Consider the following 20,346-nt stretch of genomic DNA (forward strand, 5'->3'; position numbering starts at 1 on the left):
CTACCCCGTGGCGGAGGTGAGGGCCGTGGAGGCTCTGCAGGTGGTCGTCGTGCTGGCCGCCACGATCGTGCTCGGCGGGGCACTCGCGCAGCGCCTGCGGGTCGCGGCCCCGGTGCTCCTGCTCCTGCTCGGCGTGCTCCTCGGGTTCGCCCCCGCCCTGCGCCAGGTCCACCTGCCGCCCGAGCTGATGCTGCTCGTCTTCCTCCCGGCGCTGCTGTTCTGGGAGGCGCTGACCAGCTCGCTCAGGGAGATCCGGTTCAACCTGCGCGGTGTCGTCCTCACCAGCACCGTGCTGGTTGCGCTCACCGCCGGCACCGTCGCCGCGGTCGCCCACGCCTTCGGTGTCGCATGGGGCCCCGCGTGGGTGCTCGGCGCGGCCCTCGCGCCGACCGACGCGACCGCCGTCGCCGCCCTGTCCCGCGCGCTGCCGCGCCGGACGGTCGCGGTCCTGCGCTCCGAGAGCCTGGTCAACGACGGCACCGCGCTCGTCCTGTACGGCGTCGCGGTCGGGGTGACGGTCGGCGAGGAGTCGCTCACCGCCGGGCACCTCACGTGGCTGCTCGTGCTGTCCTACGGCGGCGGGGTCCTCGCCGGCGTCCTGGTCGCGTGGCTCGCCACCGTGCTCCGCGCGCGGCTCGCCGACGTGCTGCTCGCGAACGTCGTCACCCTGCTGACCCCGTTCGCCGCGTTCCTCCTCGCCGAGACGGTCGAGGCCTCGGGCGTCCTCGCCGTCGTGGTCAGCGGGCTCATGCTCAGCCGGGTCGGCCCGCGGCTCGTGCCCGCCGCGACCCGCCGGCTCGCGGAGTCGTTCTGGTCGTTCGGCACCTACCTGCTCAACGCGGCGCTGTTCGTCCTGGTCGGCCTGGAGGTGCAGTCGGTGCTCCGCAGCGTCCCCGGCGACGAGGTCGGGCCCGCCGTGGTGCTCGCCGTCCTGGTGTGGGTCACCGTGCTCGCGGTGCGCCTGGTGTTCCTGTTCGCGTCCGCCTACACGATCCGCGTGCTCGACCGCCGGCCCTCCCAGCGGCTGCGGCGCGTGAGCGACCGCTCCCGCGTGGTCAGCACCGTCGCCGGGTTCCGCGGCGCCGTGTCGCTGGCCGCGGCGCTCGCCGTCCCCACCACCATCGCGTCGGGGCAGCCGTTCCCCTCCCGGGACCTCGTCGTGTTCGTCACCGCGGTCGTCGTGACCCTGTCCCTGGTCGTCCAGGGGGTGCTGCTCCCCCGGGTGGTGCGCTGGGCCGCGTTCGCCCCCGACACCGCCCCGGAGGACGAGCGGCACCTCGCCGAGCAGGTGTCCACGCGCGAGGCCCTGGAGTCGATCGGCGAGGTCGCCGCCCGCCTGGGGACGGACGAGGCCGTGGTCCGGCGGACGGTGGCGGAGTACGAGGAGCACCTGCGGGTGGTCGACGCGCAGGGCACGGCGGACGACGACGACGCGGTGCGCGCCGGCCACCAGTACGCCGAGCTGCGGCTGGCGCTGATCGCCCGCAAGCGCGAGGCGGTCGTGCGGCTGCGGGACGAGCGGGAGATCGACGACTCCGTGCTCCGAGCCGTGCAGGCGCGCCTCGACGTCGAGGAGCTCCGGCTCAGCCGGGCGGATGTCGTCGAGGAGTGAGGGGTAACGCCAGTACCTGGCTGCACAGGGACTCCCGCGCGCGGCCCGCATGCCGTTGGGTCTTCCATGGAAGTGCTGCCCGCCGGGAGCACCCTCACCTACCCCAGGGAGACACCTCTTCATGCGTGCCACGTTCATGTACGGCGCCGGTGACGTCCGGGTCGAGCAGGTCGCCGACCCCGTCCTCCAGCAGCCGACCGATGCGATCGTCCGGGTCGTCCGGGCGTGCGTGTGCGGCTCGGACCTGCACCCCTACCACTCCATGCCCGCCGCCGAGCAGGGCCAGTCGATGGGTCACGAGCTCATCGGCGTCGTCGAGGAGACCGGCTCCGCCGTCACCTCGGTGAAGCGGGGCGACTTCGTGATCGCCCCGTTCGCGTTCTCGGACAACACCTGCACGTTCTGCCGGGACGGGGTCCACACCTCGTGCGTGCACGGCGGCTTCTACGCCACCCCGGAGACGAACGGCCTGCAGGCCGACCTGGCCCGGATCCCGCAGGCCGACGGCAGCCTGGTCGTCGTCCCCGGAGTCGACCCCGCGACCGCGAGCGAGGAGCTGCTCGCCTCGCTGCTCACGCTGTCCGACGTCTACCTGACCGGCTACCACGCCGCCTACACGGGCCGGGTGGAGCCGGGCAGGACCGTCGCGGTGATCGGCGACGGCGCGGTCGGGCTGTCCGCCGTGCTCGCCGCGCGGCAGAGGGGCGCCGAGCGGATCGTCCTGATGGGCCGGCACACCGCACGCACCGACCTGGGCCGCGCGTTCGGCGCCACCGACGTGGTCGCCGAGCGCGGCGAGGAGGGCATCGCGCAGGTCCTGGAGCTGACCGGCGGCGAGGGCGCGCACGTCGTGCTCGAGGCCGTCGGCCACATGCCCGCCTACGAGCAGGCCTACGGGATCGTCCGCCCGGGCGGTGTCATCTCCCGCGTGGGCGTCCCGCAGTACGAGGACGCCCCCGTCGGCTTCGGCTCCCTGTTCGGCAAGAACGTCACCCTGACCGGCGGCCCCGCCCCGGTGCGCGCCTACATCGAGGCGGCCGTCCCCCAGGTGCTCAGCGGCGAGATCGAGCCGGGCAGGGTGTTCGACCGCAACGTGTCCCTCGACGAGGTCCCCGACGCCTACCGGGCGATGGACGCCCGCGAGGCCCTCAAGGTCATGCTCCGTCCCTGACACCACCGGCACCCACGGAAGGTCCGAGCCCCATGCAGATCCAGCCCACCTCCCCCGAGCAGCCGACGGTGCACGCCCCCGCCGACTGGTTCACCGGCGACGTCTGGTTCGACGTCGTCGCCGCCCCGCCCGCCCCGTCGCGGCTGCGGGTCAACACCGTCCGGTTCAGCCCGGGCGCCCGCACGCACTGGCACGTCCACTCCGAGGGCCAGACCCTGCACGTGACCCAGGGCGCCGCCCGGGTCGGCACCCGCGACGGCCGTGTGCTCGAGCTGCGGCCGGGCCAGACCGTGTGGTGCCCGCCCGGCGAGTGGCACTGGCACGGCGCCGGGCCCGACGCCTTCATGGAGCACCTGGCCATGTGGGAGACCACCGAGGCCCGCGACGGCTCCGAGACCACGTGGGGCGAGCCCGTCACCGACGAGCAGTACTCGGCCCCGGCGGAGGTGCGCTCGTGACCGCGTGGACCGCCCCGGAGCTCGACGCGATCGGGCGCGCCGACGAGCTCGAGGTCGCCTCGTACCGCCCCGACGGCAGCCTGCGGCCTGCCGTGACGATCTGGACCGTCCGCTCGGGCGACGACGTCTACATCCGGTCCGCCTACGGCCCGGAGAACGGCTGGTTCCGCCGCGCGAAGGCGTCGGGCACCGGGCGGGTGCGCGCGGGCGGCGTCGAGACGGACGTCCGGTTCGAGGAGCCGGACCCCGACGTCCACGCCCAGCTCGACGCGGCGTACCACGCCAAGTACGACCGCTACGGGCCGCGCATCGTCGGGTCCGTCGTCGGGCCGGCGCTCGTCGGCGCGACGCTGCGGGTCGTCCCCCGGGACTGACGGAGCAGGACACGAGCAGAGGTCGCTGGAACCGACCGGCGGCCGCTCAGGCCGAGGCCACGACCTTCCACCCCGGCCCCGTGATCAGCAGCGCCTCGTCGTCGCGCAGCGGCACCAGCTCGTGGTCGGACCCGTACCGGTCGAGCGTCCGCCCGATCAGCTCCAGCGGGTACGGCGGCAGCTTCCCGTCGGCGTGCGGCACGACCACCGCGTCGGTCAGCCCGAGCCCGCGCAGGTCGGTCAGGCCGGGGGCGTCGGCGGGGTCGTCCATCAGGGACGCGGGCTCGACGCTCGGCCCGGCCACGATCGACCCCGCGCTCAGCCCGATGTACGGCAGGCCGCCTCGGACCCGCTCCACGACCACCTCGTCGGCGCCGGAGGTCCGCAGGGCGTCAAGGAGGGCGAACGTGTTCCCGCCCGCGACGTAGAGCACGTCGACGCCGTCGAGGGCCGCGGCCACCGTCCGGGCGTCGGCCCCGCTCAGGCGCACGTCGACGACCGCGTGGCCGAGCGCGGCGACGCGCTCACGCTCCGCGACCGCCCACCCGGCCTCCGGGTCCGTGCGGGCGGCGTCGGGGACGTAGCCGATCGTCAGGGGCCGGCCGGCCGCGGCGTGGGCGGCGAGGAACGGAGGCACGGCGCCGAGGCCGAGCGAGAGCAGCAGCACGGAGGTCACCGTCGCGACGGTACGCGCCCCCACCTCGCCGCTCACGCCGGCGCGGCGCCGCCCGGGACCAGGGCCCCGGCGCGCCTCCCCGGACGGGGACGACACTGGTGGGGTGAACGCAGCCTCGTGGTCGGCCACCGCGCGCACGTCCCGGCAGGGTCGGTGCGCGCCGTGAGGGTCCGCACCCGTCCCGAGCACCCCGTCACAGGGGCCGCACTCGCCGTGGTCGGCGGGTTCCTCGACGCCTACACGTACGTCGCGCACGACGGGGTGTTCGCGAACGCGCAGACGGGCAACGTGGTGTTCGTCGCGATCGACGCCGCGCAGCGGCACTGGGCCGCGGCCGCGGGGTACCTGCCGATCATCGGCGCGTTCCTCGCCGGGCTCGTCGTGGCCGAGTGGCTCGCGGCGCACCGGCACCTGCGGGTGCTCGACGACCCGACCCGCGGCGTGCTGCTGGCCGAGATCGCGACCCTCGTCGCCGTCGCCGCCCTCCCCCGGTCCGCGCCGACGGCCGCGAGCACGATGGCGGTGGCGTTCGTCGCCGCCCTCCAAGTCGCGACGTTCCGGCTGGTGCGCGACACCAGCTACAGCACGACGATGACCACCGGGAACCTGCGCACGCTGGTCAGCGCGTCCTACGAGTGGCTGAGCGGCTACGACCGGACGCAGCGGTTCGTGGCGCGGCGGGTCGGTGCGATCGTGCTGTCGTTCGCCGCGGGTGCGGGGATCGGCGCGCTGGCCAGCGGGCCGGACGCGCTCGGCACCCGCGCCGCGCTGCTCCCGGCGGTCGTGCTGGCGGTCGTGCTCGCCGCGATCGAGACGCACACCCGCCGCACCGCCGGGTCCGCGCAGCTGGCGACCCCGGAGGCCCCGGCGGCCGCCGCGCGGGACGAGGTCGGGGACTGACCCGGTCGTGCCGCCTCGCCCCGACGTCGGCGTACTCGACGCGGTCCAGCGCGGGCAGGGGTCAGCCGGGCGTTTTGCGTGAGACATGAGAGGCCTCCGTTGGTCGGAGTCGGTTCCTCGACAGCTCCGACTCGACCCGGAGGTCTCTCGTCACGTCAACAACGGTCTGGGTCAGTGCAGCCAGCGCCGTCCCATGCCCTCGTGCAGCGCTACGCGTGTCGAGGAGGTGCAGACCCTGGGTGCTGCTGCCGCGGATGTGAAGGTCTCGCGCGAACCGGCGCGCGCGAACGGCGGCTTGCTCTACGTTCGCAGGTGAAACGGGGGCAACAATGGCAGAACGTCATCTGAAGAGGTGGTTCATCGTCGCAGTGACGGCGACGGTGGCGGCGGTGATCTCGTACGCCGTGTCGTTCTCGATCGCGTTCGATCGCAGCGATGTGGGTCAGGACTCCGGAACTGCAGGAGCCATCGTCTGGCCCGCGGCACTCGTCTCCGTCGCCGGTGTGATCGCCAGCGTCGCCCTGTTGGCCGTATGGCTCTCACGGCGCGGCAGTCGAGCAGTGAGCGCGTAGACGAGCGGAACGCAGCGAGGGGCGGGAACACCGAGCGGTCGTGCTCGCCGCGATCGAGACCACGCCCGCCGGACCGCCGGGTCCACCCGGCCCGCGGCGTCGGCGGTCGCCGCGCGGGACGAGGTCGGGGACTGACCCGGTCGTCCCGCCTCGTCCGCACAGCGCGACGCCCGCCGAGCAGCGTGCTCGAGGGGTGTCGTCTGACAGCGTTCCTCGGCATCGTCGACCAGCCATGTCGCTGGTCAGCGGAGTGCGCTGTCATCGCGGACACCTCAGGGCTGACAGCGAAGATCGGACAGCGCGGACTTCGGGGCCGTCTCCCACACGCGCCCGTGGTGGGCGGACACCCGGTCGGCGCAGGTAGAGAGTCCGAGCGGGCACACTCGGTCGCTGGAGATGACAGGCGAGGCCAGCACACGACGATTCGGTGTCCTGCCGGACGCAGGCACCAGGGATACGGGCGGACGTAAGCTCAGCACCGTGCCCACTACCACTGCGCAGCAGCGCAATGCCGTCTCCGAGGGCATCGCCCTTGGCTTCGCCATGTGTGACCTGGACGAGTTGCCGTTCGACAAGCTCCGCATCGACCTGGCGTTCGACTACGCCTGGCGTCAGTGGCCGCACGCGCACCGATTCCCGCAGGTTCAGACGGACCTGCGCAACGGCACCGACCCGGTGTGGGTGATGACCCACGCAGACGAGAAGAAGCAGGTCTGGAACCTCTTCTGGGACCGCAGCGCAGGTTCGAGCATCCGCATCTACGCGCGCTCGCGGTGGGAGGACGATTTCGACGCCGACGCTATCGCCTCGATGGTCGACGACGACATCCCTGCGGAGGACTGGATGACCTTCGCGCAGGACTTCTTGAGGGCGTTCGAGCGGTAGTGCAGGACCGACCGCATAGAGCGCGCTCTCCAGACAACGCCGCTCGGTCCACCTCGTAGACACCGACGGAGCCAGACCCCGTCGCGTTCGGCGGACCAGATCACCCCGCCCGATCGCGCGTCATGGCCGTCGCGGTTTCAGGGCTGCGCGAGCAGACCTGCGAAGACTGACATCCGAAGCGCTGCAGCTCCGGTGATCACCCCTGCACGAGACGCAGAGGCCCAAGGCGCTGCAGACGCCGGCTCCACCCCGGGACGCAGCCGTCCGTAGGCCGTTGGGGCGAGCCGCAGGATTCCCGCACGTATATGCGGCATGGAGATCTCTCAGCCCGAATCCCGCCCCTTCGAGCTGGTGCTCACCTGCCTACGACGTCCGCGTCGGCGAGCATGTGCTCGCGGGAGGCGCGTGGCGCACGGTGTTCGGTTTGGTGCTGTCGGTCGCCGAGTTCGAGTCGCTGCGTGCGATAGAACCGACGAGCGCGTCGGACATCCCCGTCCAGCAGCTGCTGGCCACCCGTGGACGTCGCGTGGTGAACGCGTACGACGTCACCGCGGCAACCGTCGAGAGCGCGCTCGCCATGGGCTGCCTGGTGCTGCACGTCCAGGACGAGCGTCCGGGCGGGTGGGGGCACAGGGCCGGGCTCCTCGTGGTGTTCGCCTCGGACTTCGTCCCGGTGCGGCTCGCGAACTGCGGTCCCGGCATGTGAACGTCACCCGGCGTCAGCGTGAGCCGCGTCGTCGGCGCCTCGCCAGCTCGACGGCGAGCGCACCGACAGCGAGGGTCGCCAGCCAGCGCCGACTGTGACGCGCACCGCCTCGTTGGGCAGGGTCGGTGCTGACGGTCGTCAGCGCGCCGCGCTCTGAGACGACGGGGCGTGGCGCGAGCTCCACCTTCCAGACGCGGTACTCGGCCACGCCGAACGCGACCGCCGCCACGACGATCATCGTGCCCGCACCTTCGACGATTCCCATCCGGTCGAGGATGAGCGCGTCGCCCTGCTCGGGGAATGTCATCGCTACCGCGATGTAGTCCCCCTGAAGCAGAAGCACCGCGAGCAGGAACGTCGCGGCCCCCGCGGCGAGCTTGCGCACGGTCCGCAGAAGAGCACCGTTCGAGAGCATCGCGGCGAAGACACCCGCCCAGATGACCACTCCCGGCATCACGAAGGCGGGAAAGCGCTCGAGCGCGATCTGCGTCCAAGGTGCGACGAACAGGACCAGCACGGCGACCGGCGGGAACCAACGCTTCGCGTTCACGCGGTTCCTATCGGCACGAGGTGGATCCTGTGGACCATCGAGACGTGATCGCGTCCAGCCTCTTTCTACGCGCGAGCACGGCTCATCCCCGCCCGCCGGCGCGGTCGTGTCGGAGGTGCCCTCTACCCTCAGCACCAGATCACCGGCACGTGACCGCTGAAGCGCCAGCACGAGAGGAACTGCCTGACGATGAGCACCGTCGCAGTCCCGTCGCCGGAGAGTGGTGATCGCGACCTGCTGCTCGCGCAGATCCGCGAGGCGTACGGGCGCACCGCCTACGCGCACAAGACGCATGAGAAGCAAGCCGACATGTACGCAGACAAGCATCGTTCGCAGCGACGCTGGAAGGTGGCACTCACGGCGGTGAGTTCCGGTGCGTTCCTTGCGTCGCTGTTCGGCCTCGTGCTCGACGAGCAGTGGGCGGCGCTGGCGACGTCGTTCATCGCCGTCGTCGTGTCTGCTGCGACCCTGGGCGACAAGACGTTCCGGTACGGCGAGGACATGCAACAGCACCGAGAGACGGCCACGAAGCTGTGGGCCGTGCGCGAGTCCTACATGTCCCTGCTGGTGGATCTGCTCGCTCGCTGCGTCACGGTGGAGGACGCCCGCGCACGCCGGGATCAGCTTCAGGAGGAGGCCGGCGCCGTGTACAAGGACGCCCCGCGGACCACCGAGACGGCGTACGGACGCGCGCAGGATTCCCTGAAGGGTGGTGAGCTCACCTTTTCCGAGGCCGAGCTCGACGAACTGCTCCCGCCAGCCCTGCGGTCCCACCGGGAGGGGTGACGGTGTCCCAGACCAGTGACATCTTCGAGGGGCTCCTCGCCAACCTGAAGGTCGACAACGCAGCCGACATCGCTGCCCGGCGTGACCAGATCACCAAGGTCCTCAACCACGAGTTCCGTGACCTCGACGGGTCGACCGGCAACCAGATGATGGTGGGCTCGTACGGACGCCATACGGCGATCCGCGGCATCTCCGACCTGGACCTGCTGTACATCCTGCCCGCGTCGCAGCGCGCGACCTACCAGCAGCCCGGCGGCCCGTCGAAGGTGCTCAAGAGGACCAGGGACGCGATCGCCGCCCGGTACTCGAAGACGTCGGTGACAGTCGACAGCCTCGTGGTCGTCGTGCAGTTCACCAACTTCATGTTCGAGGTCCAGCCGGTGTTCGCGAACGACGACGGCAGCTTCGCGTACCCGGACACCCAGTCCGACTCCTGGAAGACGACCAAGCCCCGGGCCGAGATCGATGAGACCAGCCGGGAGGACAGCCTCACCCACGGCAACCTGCGGCGGCTGTCCAGGTTCGCGCGGGCGTGGAAGAACAAGCACGGCGTCGCGATGGGCGGGCTGCTGATCGACACGCTCGCGTACAACTTCATGCAGAAGCACGACACGTACCGGACCGCGAAGTCGGACCAGTACGGCGAGATGGTCCGGGATTTCTTCCTCTACCTGTCCGAGGAGACCGATCACGCGTTCTACGCAGCCCTCGGCAGCGGCCAGCAAGTCCGCGTGAAGAAAAAGTTCCAGCACCGAGCGAAGAAGGCCCACGCACTCGCCGTCACGGCGATCGAAGCCGACGGCAACGCCAACGCCAACAAGAAGTGGCGCGCCGTGTTCGGCAGAGCGGTCCCGGAGGTCGCCGCGGTCGAGGAGGCGCTGCTCGCCTCAACGCCGAGGTTCAGGAACACCGAGGAGTTCGTCGAGGACCTGTTCCCCGTCGACATCCGGTACGACCTGGCGCTCGACTGCACCGTCACTCAGGACGGGTTCCGGCCCACGTCCCTGCGTGAACTGTTGCGCTCGCGTCGAATTCTCCAGCCCAGGAAGACGCTCAAGTTCACGGTCGTCCACACGGACACGCCCGAGACGTACGACGTGCGGTGGAAGGTCCTGAACCGCGGCGACGAAGCCGAGCGTCGCGACGAGATCCGAGGGCAGGTCATCCACTCCACCACGGGTCGTGAGCGCCAGGAGCACACCCGGTTCCGCGGCGAACACCTGGTCGAGTGCTACATCATCAAGAACGGCGTGGTGGTGGCGCGCGACAGCATCCGGGTGCCGATCTCCGCGGACTGAGCCGGCATCTGCGGCCCGTCACCGCCGGTCAGGGCGCGGACCGCTGAGCCAGCCTCCCCCCCGGCTGACGCGCTGCAACCACCGACGGTCGCGCTTCTCGAAGAAGCGACGCAGCGCGGAAGCCTCCGACCGGTCGACGAACGCGCGCGTGCGCTTCCCGCTGAAGTTGACGAACCTGGCCAAGTCCTGTGGCGGGCCGAACGCAAGCAGGTGAACGAGCGCGCCGATGAGAGCAAGCGCTGGGTCGGGGACAACACCCTGCGGGTGGCCGTGCCGCGGCTCTCAGAGAGCGATTCGATGACTCCGATATCGGGCCTCGACCGCGACGTCGGGGTGCACTCATGGTCGGGGGCCCGCGCGAGATCGCCGAGAAGATCCTGGATCTGAGCGCGGAGCTCGGCGTCAACCGGTTCCTCGGGCAGGTCGACCTCGGCGGGATGCCGCGGCAGATGGTCCGCGAATCCATCGAGCGCTTCGGCGACGTGGTCGCACCCGCGGTCCGCCACGTCCTGCACGCCTGACCCACCTCCGCGATGCGTGGCGCCGCCCGGTCGATCGTCCGAGCGAGCTCCGCGAATCGCCTTGGTGTACGAACGGCACCGGAACGGGCCTCAGTTCGAGGCACTCGGGGGTCCCGGACTCGGCTGAGGTGTGTCGCGATTCGGTCTCGAACCGGTGCAGCACCGCAAGCGGTGGCATGTCGCTCGAGCAGAGCGCCCTGCAGTCGTGTTCTTGTTCCCGCACTGGAATCATGCCGCGCCCGTCGAAGCCCCTGTCCTCGCGTGCACTGGGCGTCAGCAGCCAGGGGTTCTGCGAGGCGAACAGCCCGTTGATCCGGTTGTAAGCCGCCGTGACAGTCCACGGCTCGTCTGTACGCGCTGCTGAACGCGTTCGACGCTCGGGTCAGGAGCCCGGAGTTCGACCGCTCCTGAGCCGTGGCCACGCTGGTCCGGGGCGCGAGGCGTCCGTACGGCGGTGGTCCATGCACGCGTTCGGACATGACCTCGATGTCCGGCGTCGGCGGTACGTTGCGGTCGTGAACCCCAACACGGTTGCCGCAGTGGCCGCTGCCATCGCCGCGGTCGCCGCGGCGTTGTTCGCCCTGGTGGCTTTGCCCTTCACGATCCGCGCCGCGAATGCCGCGAAGGCTCAGACCGAGTTGCAGCGCCTAGCCGTCGCGGAAGCGCGGCTGCCCATGCTGTGGGCCGACATCCGCCCGGACACGGAGCATCGGGCGGTCATCTGTCTTTACGTCGGTAACAGCGGGCCTACCACCGCGCGGAACGTGCGCGCGGTCGTGAGCCCGCCGATCGTCCCAGGTCCCTTCCCGATGTCATGCGAAGCCGGTCAGGACGCTGCCGCTGCCGGCATCGCCTCCCTGCCGCCCGGCAGGGTGCTTTCCTGGGCGCTCGGGATCGGAAGCGAGCTGCTCAGCGTCGCCAACCAACCCGAGGTCGTGAAGCTGACCCTGACCGGTGCGGCTCCTGATGGCACAGAGCTCGCCGACGAGCTCACGATTCGGCTAGGCGACATCCGTACGACCCGTGCGACACCCGGGAACCTGGAGGAACTCGTCCAGGAGTTCAAGCACGCGCGTCGTGAGCGGCGCGAGCACCACCGGGCGATGCTCGACGCGGTCCGCTCCGCCGCGAACGACGACGCAACCGAGATCCACTGACCGGCAGAGTCGACGAGGCGCCCGAGCGATGTGATCGCTACGTCGAGCTCGTTCATAGGCCGGTCGGCCTCCCGGACGTGCTGAGGCCGGCTCGATCCCTGTGGGCGGCATAACGGGGACGTGCATTCGCTAGTCCGGACGACCGCCTGGCACCGACCGACCGAGCGTGCTGCTGGTTGCCGCGTCAAGCAATGACAGCGAACGCTGGAACTCCAGCGTTCGCTGTCATCTTCTGAACTCGGCTGTCAAATGACAACGGGGCGTCCGTGCAGGTCAGCGACTCAGAAGTCCCAGTCCTCGTCCTCGGTGTTCACGGCCTTGCCGATGACGTACGAGGAGCCGGAGCCCGAGAAGAAGTCGTGGTTCTCGTCGGCGTTCGGGGACAGCGCCGCGAGGATCGCGGGGTTGACGTCCGTCTCGTCGCGCGGGAACAGCGCCTCGTAGCCCAGGTTCATCAGCGCCTTGTTGGCGTTGTACCGCAGGAACTTCTTGACGTCCTCGGTGAGGCCCAGGGGGTCGTAGAGGTCCTGGGTGTACTCCACCTCGTTGTCGTACAGCTCGAAGAGCAGCTCGAACGTGTAGTCCTTGAGCTCCTGGCGCTCGGCGTCGGTGAGCTTCTCCAGGCCCTTCTGGAACTTGTAGCCGATGTAGTACCCGTGCACCGCCTCGTCGCGGATGATCAGGCGGATCAGGTCGGCCGTGTTGGTGAGCTTGGCGCGGCTGGACCAGTACATCGGCGCGTAGAAGCCGGAGTAGAACAGGAACGACTCGAGCATGGTCGAGGCGACCTTGCGCTTCAGCGGCTCGTCGCCCCGGTAGTAGTCGAGGACGATCTCGGCCTTGCGCTGCAGGTTCGGGTTCTCCTCCGACCAGCGGAACGCCTCGTCGATCTCGCGGGTGGACACGAGCGTCGAGAAGATGGAGGAGTAGCTCTTGGCGTGCACCGACTCCATGAACGCGATGTTCGTGTAGACGGCCTCCTCGTGCGGGGTGATCGCGTCGGGGATCAGCGACACGGCGCCGACGGTGCCCTGGATGGTGTCGAGCAGCGTCAGGCCGGTGAACACCCGGCTGGTCATCTGCTTCTCGGCGTCCGTCAGCGTGGCCCAGGACTGGATGTCGTTGGACACCGGCACCTTCTCGGGCAGCCAGAAGTTGCCCGTCAGCCGGTCCCAGACCTCGACGTCCTTCTCGTCCTCGACCCGGTTCCAGTTGATCGCCTGCACGCGGTCGACCAACTTCAGCTTCTCGGCCATCACTGCTCCATGTCGTGTCTTCTCGGGCCGCGATCACCGCGGCGGCGGGCGGGCCCGCGAGGTACTGCATCCATCGTGCACCCTGACGCGGGTGCGCCGGCCGGGCCCGAGGGCCCGGCCGGCGTCATCGGCTCAGAGCATGCAGGAGACGCAGCCCTCGACCTCGGTGCCCTCGAGCGCCATCTGCCGTAGGCGGATGTAGTAGATCGTCTTGATCCCCTTGCGCCAGGCGTAGATCTGCGCCTTGTTGATGTCACGCGTGGTGGCGGTGTCCTTGAAGAACAGCGTCAGCGACAGGCCCTGGTCCACGTGCTGGGTGGCCTCGGCGTACGTGTCGATGATCTTCTCGTAGCCGATCTCGTACGCGTCCTGGTAGTACTCCAGGTTGTCGTTCGTCATGAACGGCGCCGGGTAGTACACGCGGCCGAGCTTGCCCTCCTTGCGGATCTCGATCTTCGACGCGATCGGGTGGATCGACGACGTCGAGTTGTTGATGTACGAGATCGAGCCCGTCGGCGGGACGGCCTGCAGGTTCTGGTTGTAGATGCCGTGCTCGCGCACCGACTCCGCCAGCGCCCGCCAGTCGTCCTGCGTGGGGATGTGCACGCCGGCCGTCGCGAACAGCTCGGCCACCCGCGCGGTCCTCGGGACCCAGGTCCGCTCGATGTACTTCTGGAAGTACTCCCCGGTCGCGTACTTCGAGTCCTCGAAGCCGGCGAAGGCCTGGCCGCGCTCCTTGGCGAGCAGGTTCGACGCCCGGATCGCGTGGTACGCCACCGTGTAGAAGTAGATGTTCGTGAAGTCCAGGCCCTCGTCGGACCCGTAGAAGATCCGCTCCCGCGCCAGGTACCCGTGCAGGTTCATCTGCCCGAGGCCGATGGCGTGGCCGCCGCGGTTCGCCCGCTTCACCGACGGGACCGACTCGATGTCGGTCTGGTCGGAGACGGCCGTCAGCGCGCGGATCGCGGTCTCGACCGACTGGCCGAAGTCCGGCGAGTCCATCGCCAGGGCGATGTTCATCGAGCCGAGGTTGCAGGAGATGTCGCGGCCGACGTGGTCGTAGGACAGGTCCTCGTTGAACGTCGACGGCGTCGAGACCTGCAGGATCTCGGAGCACAGGTTCGAGTGGGTGATCTTGCCCTTGATCGGGTTCGCCTTGTTGGCCGTGTCCTCGAACAGGATGTACGGGTAACCCGACTCGAACTGCAGCTCGGCCAGCGTCTGGAAGAAGTCGCGGGCCTTGATCTTCTGCTTGCGGATCTGGCCGTTGTCGACCATCTCGCGGTACTTCTCGGACACGTTGACGTCGGCGAAGGGCTTGCCGTAGACGCGCTCGACGTCGTACGGCGAGAACAGGTACATGTCCTCGTTGTTCTTCGCGAGCTCGAACGTGATGTCCGGGATGACGACGCCCAGCGACAGGGTCTTGATGCGGATCTTCTCGTCCGCGTTCTCCCGCTTGGTGTCGAGGAACCGCATGATGTCCGGGTGGTGCGCGTGCAGGTACACCGCACCCGCGCCCTGGCGGGCACCCAGCTGGTTCGCGTACGAGAAGGAGTCCTCGAGCAGCTTCATCACGGGGATGACGCCGGAGCTCTGGTTCTCGATGTGCTTGATCGGGGCGCCGTGCTCGCGGATGTTGCTGAGCAGCAGGGCGACGCCGCCGCCGCGCTTCGACAGCTGCAGGGCGGAGTTGATGCCGCGGGCGATCGACTCCATGTTGTCCTCGATGCGCAGCAGGAAGCAGGACACGGGCTCGCCGCGCTGCGCCTTGCCGAGGTTGAGGAACGTCGGGGTCGCGGGCTGGAACCGGCCGGAGATGATCTCGTCGACCAGGTGCAGGGCGAACGTCTCGTCGCCCTCGGCCAGCGCGAGCGACACCATCGCGACGCGGTCCTCGAACCGCTCGAGGTAGCGCTTGCCGTCGAACGTCTTCAGCGTGTACGAGGTGTAGTACTTGAACGCGCCGAGGAAGGTCTGGAACCGGAACTTCTTCGAGTAGGCGTGCTGGTACAGCCGCTTGATGAACGCGCGGTCGTACTGCGCCAGGACCTCGGGCTCGTAGTACTTGTGCTCGACCAGGTAGTCGAACTTCTCGTCCAGGTCGTGGAAGAAGACCGTGTTCTGGTTGACGTGCTGCAGGAAGTACTGCCGCGCCGCCTCCCGGTCCTTGTCGAACTGGATCTCGCCGTCGCGCCCGTACAGGTTCAGCATCGCGTTGAGCGAGTGGTAGTCCATGTCCGGGGTGATGGAGATGACCTCGGTCGCGTCCGTCACGCCGGCATCTGTGAGTGTCGCTGCCAAAATCGTCCCCATCCCTCTCGGACGCGCGTGACGTCCTCGGTCGTTCCCATGAGCTCGAAGGCGTACAGGTACGGGACCTGGCACTTCGCCGCGATGATGTCTCCGGCGATGCAGTACGCAGCACCGAAGTTGGTGTTCCCCGCCGCGATGACGCCGCGGATCAGGGAACGGTTGGCCTTGTCGTTGAGGAACTTCACGACCTGACGCGGGACCGCGCCGCCCTCGTTGCCGCCGCCGTACGTGGGGACCACCAGCACATAGGGGTCCCGCACGTGCAGGAACGGCTCCGAGGGACGGAGCGGGATCCGCGTCGCGTCGATGTCCAGCTTGTCGACGAACCGGCGGGTGTTCTCCGAGACGCTGGAGAAGTAGACCAGGGAGCTCACGGCTCGATCCCCCCTCGCCCCGGCTGGATCGTGGACCTGTGCGACCGGGCCGCCCGGGTCAGCGGGCGGCGACGGCCGTGTCAGGCGACGGTGACCGCAGCGCGGTCCGCGATCGCCTTGATCTGGTCGGGGCGGTAGCCGGACCAGTGGTGGCCGTCGGCCACGACGACCGGGGCCTGCAGGTGACCGAGCGACATGACGTAGTCACGCGCGTCGGCGTCCTCGGTGATGTCGACGACCTCGTACTGCAGGCCGGCCTTGTCCAGCGCGCGGTAGGTCGCGTTGCACTGGACGCACGACGGCTTGCTGTAGACGGTGATGGTCATCGTGTCTCCCCGGTCTGAAGGACTCGCTGGTACGTGCGCCCCGCGCCCGCCCCGCACTGCTGCTGATGCTGTTCTCGGGCCGTCCGAGCGGGTCGTCCGGTGGTCCGGGCCCCGCGTCGAGCGGCGAGTCAGAACACTACACCTAGTGGTGGGTCCGGCAAGAGACCACAAGGGCTGGTGTTACACGCGTGTCGTTCTCCACAGGCTGTGCACAACGCTCGGATGTCCGACTTCATCCACAGGCTACGGGCGACCACTGACACACAGGCCGCGTGCGGAGGGCCCGCAGACCTGCGTCGTCGTCCACAGCCGTCCCCAGATCCGCACACATGTGGGTGCACATGTGGACGACGATTCACCCGCCCGGCGGGGGTGACCGAGGTCCCACGCGGCGTGCTCCGGAAGCGGCGGCGTGTCGTGCCGCGTCGGCGTGTCGCGGCGCCCGCGAGGCCGGCGGCGACCCGGCGGCGAACCAGCGACGAACCAGCGGCAACCCCCCCGAACGCCCCTCGCCCGCACGTGCGGGCCTCGCGCGCGCGAGCGCGGAGAGCAGCTGTCGGGCCGCCCCGAACCTGTCACGCACTCGCAACACAGGGCGTGACGTGCCGAAACACGTACCCGGTTCTGTATACATCCATGAGCACAGAAGTCGTCCCCGGGGCGGTCCCGCCGCCCGGGCCGGTCGTCTCCCGCCGCGAGCGGGTCTACCTGACCATCCGCGCCGAGCTGATGAGCGGGCGGGTGTCGCCGTTCGAGCGGCTCACCGAGGAGCGCCTGGCCGAGCGGCACGGCGTGTCCCGCACCCCCGTCCGCGAGGCGCTGGCCCGGCTGCAGGCCGACGGCATCGTCGTGAAGCGGGACAGCGGCCTGCACCTGTACGTCCCCAGCTTCCACGAGCTGACGGACCTGTACGAGCTGCGCATCACCCTCGAGCTGCGCGGGCTCACCCGGGCCCTGGAGGACCCGACGGTGCACCACGACCGGGCGCGGCTCGAGGCCGAGCTGGACCGCTGGCACGCGTTCCGCGACGACCGCCCCGCCCCCGACGCCGGGTTCGTCGCCCAGGACGAGCGGTTCCACGCCACGCTGCTGGACACCTCCGGCAACCCGGCGCTGACCCACGCGCTGGACCAGGTCAACCGCCGGATCCGGTCCGTGCGGATGTACGACTACCTGACCGAGGACCGGATGGCGGCCACGATCGCGGAGCACATCGGCATCGCCGAGCTGGTCGTCCGTGACCGGCTGCCCCAGGCCCTCGAGGCCCTGCGCGCCCACGTCGGCGCGTCCCGGGAGGTCGTCATGGAGCGCGCCGCCGCCGCCCTGGCGGTGACCCGGATGCGGGCGAGCGAGGAGCAGCGATGACCACCGTGACGAGCACCCCCACCACGGGCACCGGCGGCACCGGCACCACCGCCACGGCGCGCGTCGACCGGGCGTTCGCCGCCCTGGACGCGGCAGCCCGGCCGGACGTGTGGACCCTGGTCCGCCCCCGGGCGCACGTCGAGGCGGACGCCCGGGCGGTCGACGCCCGGGTCGCCGCGGGCGAGGACCTGCCGCTCGCGGGCCTCGTGCTGGCCGTCAAGGACAACATCGACGTGGCCGGCCTGCCGACCACCGCCGCGCACCCGGCCCGCCAGGTGGTGCCGGCGCGGTCGGCGACCGTCGTCGACCTGCTGCGCGACGCCGGGGCGGTGCTGCTCGGCAAGACGAACCTCGACCAGCTCGCCACGGGGCTGACCGGCAGCCGCAGCCCGTACGGCGCGGTGGCCAGCGCGGTGGCCCCGGACCGGGTGTCCGGCGGGTCGTCGTCGGGCTCGGCGGTGGCCGTGGCGCTGGGCGTCGCCGACATCGCGCTCGGCACCGACACCGCGGGGTCCGGCCGGGTGCCCGCCGCGTTCAACCGGGTGGTGGGCATCAAGCCGACGCTCGGCCTCGTGCCCAAGGACGGCGTCGTCCCGGCGTGCCCGTCCTACGACTGCGTCACCGTGCTCGCCGGCGACCTGGACCTGGCGCGGCGGACCCTCGCCGTGATGACCGCGCCGAGCGCCCTGGACCCCACGTCGCGGACCTGGCCGGCCGACGTCCGGCTCGCGGCGCCGCCGTCCCCCGTCGTGGCGGTCCCCCGGCGGGCCGACCTCGACGTGGTCGACCCGGAGGTCCTGGACCGGTTCGACGCCGCCGTGGCGCGCCTGGAGCGGGCGGGCGCCCGGGTCCGGACCGTCGACCTCACGCCGTTCCTGCAGGCGGCGCAGCTGCTCTACGGCGGCGGGCTCGTCGCCGAGCGCTACGCCTCGTACGGCGCGTTCCTGGCCGACCACCCGGACGGCGCGGACCCGTCGGTGGCGAGCATCGCGGCCGCGGCCGGCCGGGTGACCGCCGCGGAGTACATCGCGGCGCGGGAGGAGGTCGCGCACCTCCGCCTCGCCGCGCAGGCGCAGCTCGACGGGTGCGACGCGCTACTCGTGCCCACCGCGCCGGAGCACCCGACGCTCGCCGAGGTGGCGGCCGACCCGCTGACCACGAACGCGCGGCTCGGGGTGTTCACCAACTTCGTCAACCTGTTCGACATGGCCGGGGTGGCGGTGCCGCTCGGTGCGACGCCGCACGGCGAGGCGGGCGTCACGGTGCTCACCCGGGCGTTCGACGACCAGGTCGCGATCGACCTGGCCGCGCTGCTCCTCGGCGACGTCGACCGCGACGCCCCGGCACCCGAGCCGTACGCGGCCGGCGGCGTCCCGGTCGTGGTGTTCGGCGCCCACCTGCGCGGGCAGCCGCTGCACCACGAGCTCGTCGCGCTCGGCGCGCGGTGGGTCGGCCCGGTCCGCACGGCGCCGGACTACCGGATGCTCGCGCTGCCCACCGTCCCCGCCAAGCCCCTCGTGCACGCCGTCCGCCCCGGCACCGGCGGCGCGCTCGCCGGCGAGGAGTGGCTGCTGACCCCGCACGCGCTGGGCCGGCTGCTGCTGAGCATCGGCGCACCGCTCGGCCTCGGCCGCCTGCGGACCGAGGACGGGCGCGACGTCGTCGGGTTCCTCGGCCAGCCCGGCGCGGTGGCCGACGGCGTCGACGTCACCCACCTCGGCGGCTGGCGGGCGGCGCTCGCCGCCGGCCTCGTCCCCGCCTGACCTCCCTGAGCTCCCGCACCCCCGAAGAGAAGAGATCCCCGTGCGCCTCTCCCGTCGCCTCGCGACCGCCTCCTCCGTCCTGCTGGTCGCCGGCCTCGCCGCGTGCAGCCCCGACTCCGCCGGTGCCACCACGGCCGCCGAGGACGGCACGACGGTCGTCACCGTCGGCACCCTCAAGGGCCAGCCGCACCTGTACCACCCGTTCCTCTACCAGGACCTCGCACCGGAGGGCGTCGAGTTCGAGGTCGTCCAGTTCGACACCTCGCCCGACATCAAGAACGCCGTGGTCAGCGGCAACATCGACTTCGGCGTCGCGGGCGTGCCGTCGGCGGTGTCCGGCTCGGCCGCCGGGCAGGACGTCGTCGTGGTCGCCGCGGCGGCCGACGGGGGCTCCGGCATCATCGGCCGCGAGGGCCTGGAGGGCATCGAGCAGCTCGCCGGCCAGACGGTCGGGTACCCGCAGGGCTCGTCCCAGGAGATCCTGCTGCGCCTCACGCTCGAGGCCGCCGGGATGGACGCGGACACCGACCTGGAGCTGGTGAACCTGCCGTTCTCCGACATGGCCGGCGCGCTGGCCGCCGGCCGGATCGACGCGTTCGCGAGCGCTGAGCTCGGCCCGTCGACCGCGCTGCAGGCGGGCGCGGTCGAGGTCGCCTCGCCGTACGACACCCCGGTCGGCCGCGTGAACATCGGCCTGTACACGACCGGCACGCTGATCGAGGAGGACCCGGAGCTGGTGCAGCAGGTGGTCGACACCCACGTGCGCGCCACCGAGCAGATGGCCGCGGACCCGCAGGCCTGGGCCGACGGCGTGGTCGCCGAGTTCGGCATCGACCAGGCGGTCGTCGACACCGCCGTGCAGAACATCTGGCCGCGCTGGGAGATCGACGCCGAGTACGAGAGCCAGGTCGCGGCGCTCGTCGAGCAGATGGCGGCCCTCCAGCAGATCGACGGCGACGTCGACGTCTCCGCGCTGCTGGACACCACCTTCGTCGAGGCCACCGAGGCCGGCGCGACCTCGTGACCGCGGTGCCGGCCCCGCCACCCGCGGGGCCGGCACCAGCCGGCACCACCCACCGGCACCACCCCGATCCCCCGAGGGAGAGACATGAGCAGCACCGAGGCCCCCGTGGCCACCGGGGTCGCCCGTCCCCGCACCCCTGTCCCGCATACACAGCTGACGCTGCCGCTGAAGCCTTTCCAGATCTGCCCCGGGGGCCGCGCGCTCAGGAGCAAACATTAGTACACATCGCGCTCTGCGAAGCACGGCTGATGGTGAT

The 20,346-nt window shown here is 70.9% G+C and carries 20 protein-coding genes; 14 read left to right on the plus strand and 6 right to left on the minus strand.

Annotated elements, in window-relative coordinates:
- The first annotated feature begins 25 nt into the window (after nucleotides 1-25).
- The 4 genes from KJP73_RS09630 (at nucleotide 26) to KJP73_RS09645 (ending at nucleotide 3,615) form a co-directional block, all read left to right on the plus strand.
- Entirely contained in the window at nucleotides 26-1,612 is a 1,587-nt protein-coding gene (locus KJP73_RS09630; RefSeq protein WP_213282638.1) for a Na+/H+ antiporter, read from the plus strand.
- Between the two features lie 121 nt (nucleotides 1,613-1,733).
- Nucleotides 1,734-2,783 (plus strand): zinc-binding dehydrogenase, encoded by a 1,050-nt coding sequence (locus KJP73_RS09635; RefSeq protein WP_213282639.1) that lies wholly within the window; start codon nucleotides 1,734-1,736, stop codon nucleotides 2,781-2,783.
- Between the two features lie 32 nt (nucleotides 2,784-2,815).
- Nucleotides 2,816-3,241, plus strand: coding sequence for a (R)-mandelonitrile lyase (locus KJP73_RS09640; protein ID WP_213282640.1), 426 nt, complete (start codon nucleotides 2,816-2,818; stop codon nucleotides 3,239-3,241).
- Nucleotides 3,238-3,615, plus strand: a complete 378-nt coding sequence (locus tag KJP73_RS09645; protein ID WP_213282641.1) for a DUF2255 family protein — start codon at nucleotides 3,238-3,240, stop codon at nucleotides 3,613-3,615. Before KJP73_RS09640 ends, KJP73_RS09645 begins: the two co-directional genes overlap by 4 nt.
- Nucleotides 3,616-3,661: 46 nt before the next feature.
- Here KJP73_RS09645 and KJP73_RS09650 read toward each other — a convergent pair whose 3' ends face one another.
- Nucleotides 3,662-4,291 (minus strand): Type 1 glutamine amidotransferase-like domain-containing protein, encoded by a 630-nt coding sequence (locus tag KJP73_RS09650; RefSeq protein WP_213282642.1) that lies wholly within the window; start codon nucleotides 4,289-4,291, stop codon nucleotides 3,662-3,664.
- Between the two features lie 162 nt (nucleotides 4,292-4,453).
- Between KJP73_RS09650 and KJP73_RS09655 the strand changes: the two genes are divergently transcribed.
- The 3 genes from KJP73_RS09655 to KJP73_RS09665 all read left to right on the plus strand — a co-directional run bounded on the left by KJP73_RS09655 (nucleotide 4,454) and on the right by KJP73_RS09665 (nucleotide 7,354).
- Nucleotides 4,454-5,191, plus strand: a complete 738-nt coding sequence (locus KJP73_RS09655) for a YoaK family protein (RefSeq protein ID WP_213282643.1) — start codon at nucleotides 4,454-4,456, stop codon at nucleotides 5,189-5,191.
- A 1,052-nt stretch (nucleotides 5,192-6,243) separates the two neighbouring features.
- Nucleotides 6,244-6,648, plus strand: a complete 405-nt coding sequence (locus KJP73_RS09660; protein ID WP_213282644.1) for a hypothetical protein — start codon at nucleotides 6,244-6,246, stop codon at nucleotides 6,646-6,648.
- A 424-nt stretch (nucleotides 6,649-7,072) separates the two neighbouring features.
- A complete protein-coding gene (locus tag KJP73_RS09665; RefSeq protein ID WP_213282645.1) occupies nucleotides 7,073-7,354 on the plus strand; it encodes a hypothetical protein in 282 nt (93 codons plus the stop codon).
- Between the two features lie 13 nt (nucleotides 7,355-7,367).
- Here the strand turns inward: KJP73_RS09665 and KJP73_RS09670 are convergent, their stop codons facing one another.
- Nucleotides 7,368-7,904: a hypothetical protein gene (locus KJP73_RS09670; protein ID WP_213282646.1), complete on the minus strand. Its 537-nt coding sequence runs from the start codon at nucleotides 7,902-7,904 to the stop codon at nucleotides 7,368-7,370.
- Between the two features lie 189 nt (nucleotides 7,905-8,093).
- Here KJP73_RS09670 and KJP73_RS09675 point away from each other — a divergent pair, with 189 nt between their 5' ends.
- The 4 genes from KJP73_RS09675 to KJP73_RS09690 all read left to right on the plus strand — a co-directional run bounded on the left by KJP73_RS09675 (nucleotide 8,094) and on the right by KJP73_RS09690 (nucleotide 11,666).
- On the plus strand, nucleotides 8,094-8,690 hold the full coding sequence (locus KJP73_RS09675; RefSeq protein WP_213282647.1) for an SLATT domain-containing protein: 597 nt from the start codon (nucleotides 8,094-8,096) through the stop codon (nucleotides 8,688-8,690).
- Between the two features lie 2 nt (nucleotides 8,691-8,692).
- On the plus strand, nucleotides 8,693-9,988 hold the full coding sequence (locus tag KJP73_RS09680; RefSeq protein ID WP_213282648.1) for a nucleotide-binding domain-containing protein: 1,296 nt from the start codon (nucleotides 8,693-8,695) through the stop codon (nucleotides 9,986-9,988).
- 341 nt (nucleotides 9,989-10,329) lie between these two features.
- Nucleotides 10,330-10,509, plus strand: coding sequence for a hypothetical protein (locus KJP73_RS09685; protein ID WP_213282649.1), 180 nt, complete (start codon nucleotides 10,330-10,332; stop codon nucleotides 10,507-10,509).
- Nucleotides 10,510-11,024: 515 nt separating this feature from the next.
- Complete coding sequence (locus tag KJP73_RS09690; protein ID WP_213282650.1) at nucleotides 11,025-11,666, plus strand: hypothetical protein; 642 nt, start codon at nucleotides 11,025-11,027, stop codon at nucleotides 11,664-11,666.
- Nucleotides 11,667-11,947: 281 nt separating this feature from the next.
- Here KJP73_RS09690 and nrdF read toward each other — a convergent pair whose 3' ends face one another.
- The 4 genes from nrdF to nrdH form a co-directional block, all read right to left on the minus strand.
- Nucleotides 11,948-12,922, minus strand: coding sequence for a class 1b ribonucleoside-diphosphate reductase subunit beta (gene nrdF, locus KJP73_RS09695; RefSeq protein ID WP_213282651.1), 975 nt, complete (start codon nucleotides 12,920-12,922; stop codon nucleotides 11,948-11,950).
- A gap of 132 nt (nucleotides 12,923-13,054) precedes the next feature.
- A complete protein-coding gene (nrdE, locus tag KJP73_RS09700) occupies nucleotides 13,055-15,160 on the minus strand; it encodes a class 1b ribonucleoside-diphosphate reductase subunit alpha (protein ID WP_213282660.1) in 2,106 nt (701 codons plus the stop codon).
- Nucleotides 15,161-15,195: 35 nt separating this feature from the next.
- Nucleotides 15,196-15,612 (minus strand): class Ib ribonucleoside-diphosphate reductase assembly flavoprotein NrdI, encoded by a 417-nt coding sequence (gene nrdI, locus KJP73_RS09705; protein ID WP_213282652.1) that lies wholly within the window; start codon nucleotides 15,610-15,612, stop codon nucleotides 15,196-15,198.
- Between the two features lie 80 nt (nucleotides 15,613-15,692).
- Nucleotides 15,693-15,938, minus strand: coding sequence for a glutaredoxin-like protein NrdH (gene nrdH / locus KJP73_RS09710; protein ID WP_213282653.1), 246 nt, complete (start codon nucleotides 15,936-15,938; stop codon nucleotides 15,693-15,695).
- A 636-nt stretch (nucleotides 15,939-16,574) separates the two neighbouring features.
- On the opposite strand from nrdH, the gene KJP73_RS09715 reads away from it, so the two are divergent.
- From KJP73_RS09715 to KJP73_RS09725, 3 genes are read left to right on the plus strand one after another with little or no spacing between them, the layout of a single operon-like run.
- Nucleotides 16,575-17,303: a GntR family transcriptional regulator gene (locus tag KJP73_RS09715; RefSeq protein ID WP_213282654.1), complete on the plus strand. Its 729-nt coding sequence runs from the start codon at nucleotides 16,575-16,577 to the stop codon at nucleotides 17,301-17,303.
- On the plus strand, nucleotides 17,300-19,066 hold the full coding sequence (atzF, locus tag KJP73_RS09720) for an allophanate hydrolase (protein ID WP_213282655.1): 1,767 nt from the start codon (nucleotides 17,300-17,302) through the stop codon (nucleotides 19,064-19,066). The genes KJP73_RS09715 and atzF overlap by 4 nt, the downstream gene beginning before the upstream one ends.
- A gap of 40 nt (nucleotides 19,067-19,106) precedes the next feature.
- On the plus strand, nucleotides 19,107-20,090 hold the full coding sequence (locus KJP73_RS09725; protein ID WP_213282656.1) for an ABC transporter substrate-binding protein: 984 nt from the start codon (nucleotides 19,107-19,109) through the stop codon (nucleotides 20,088-20,090).
- The last annotated feature ends 256 nt before the right edge of the window (nucleotides 20,091-20,346 follow it).

It is taken from the genome of Cellulomonas hominis, from assembly GCF_901521055.1.
Lineage (GTDB): Bacteria > Actinomycetota > Actinomycetes > Actinomycetales > Cellulomonadaceae > Cellulomonas > Cellulomonas endometrii.

Coding starts and splice junctions, on each gene's coding strand:
- KJP73_RS09635 (WP_213282639.1), top strand. CDS start 1,734: ATGCGTGCCACGTTCATGTACGGCGCCGGTGACGTCCGGGTCGAGCAG.
- KJP73_RS09640 (WP_213282640.1), top strand. CDS start 2,816: ATGCAGATCCAGCCCACCTCCCCCGAGCAGCCGACGGTGCACGCCCCC.
- KJP73_RS09675 (WP_213282647.1), top strand. CDS start 8,094: ATGAGCACCGTCGCAGTCCCGTCGCCGGAGAGTGGTGATCGCGACCTG.
- KJP73_RS09685 (WP_213282649.1), top strand. CDS start 10,330: ATGGTCGGGGGCCCGCGCGAGATCGCCGAGAAGATCCTGGATCTGAGC.
- nrdF (WP_213282651.1), bottom strand. CDS start 12,922: ATGGCCGAGAAGCTGAAGTTGGTCGACCGCGTGCAGGCGATCAACTGG.
- nrdE (WP_213282660.1), bottom strand. CDS start 15,160: ATGGACTACCACTCGCTCAACGCGATGCTGAACCTGTACGGGCGCGAC.
- nrdH (WP_213282653.1), bottom strand. CDS start 15,938: ATGACCATCACCGTCTACAGCAAGCCGTCGTGCGTCCAGTGCAACGCG.
- KJP73_RS09715 (WP_213282654.1), top strand. CDS start 16,575: ATGAGCACAGAAGTCGTCCCCGGGGCGGTCCCGCCGCCCGGGCCGGTC.
- atzF (WP_213282655.1), top strand. CDS start 17,300: ATGACCACCGTGACGAGCACCCCCACCACGGGCACCGGCGGCACCGGC.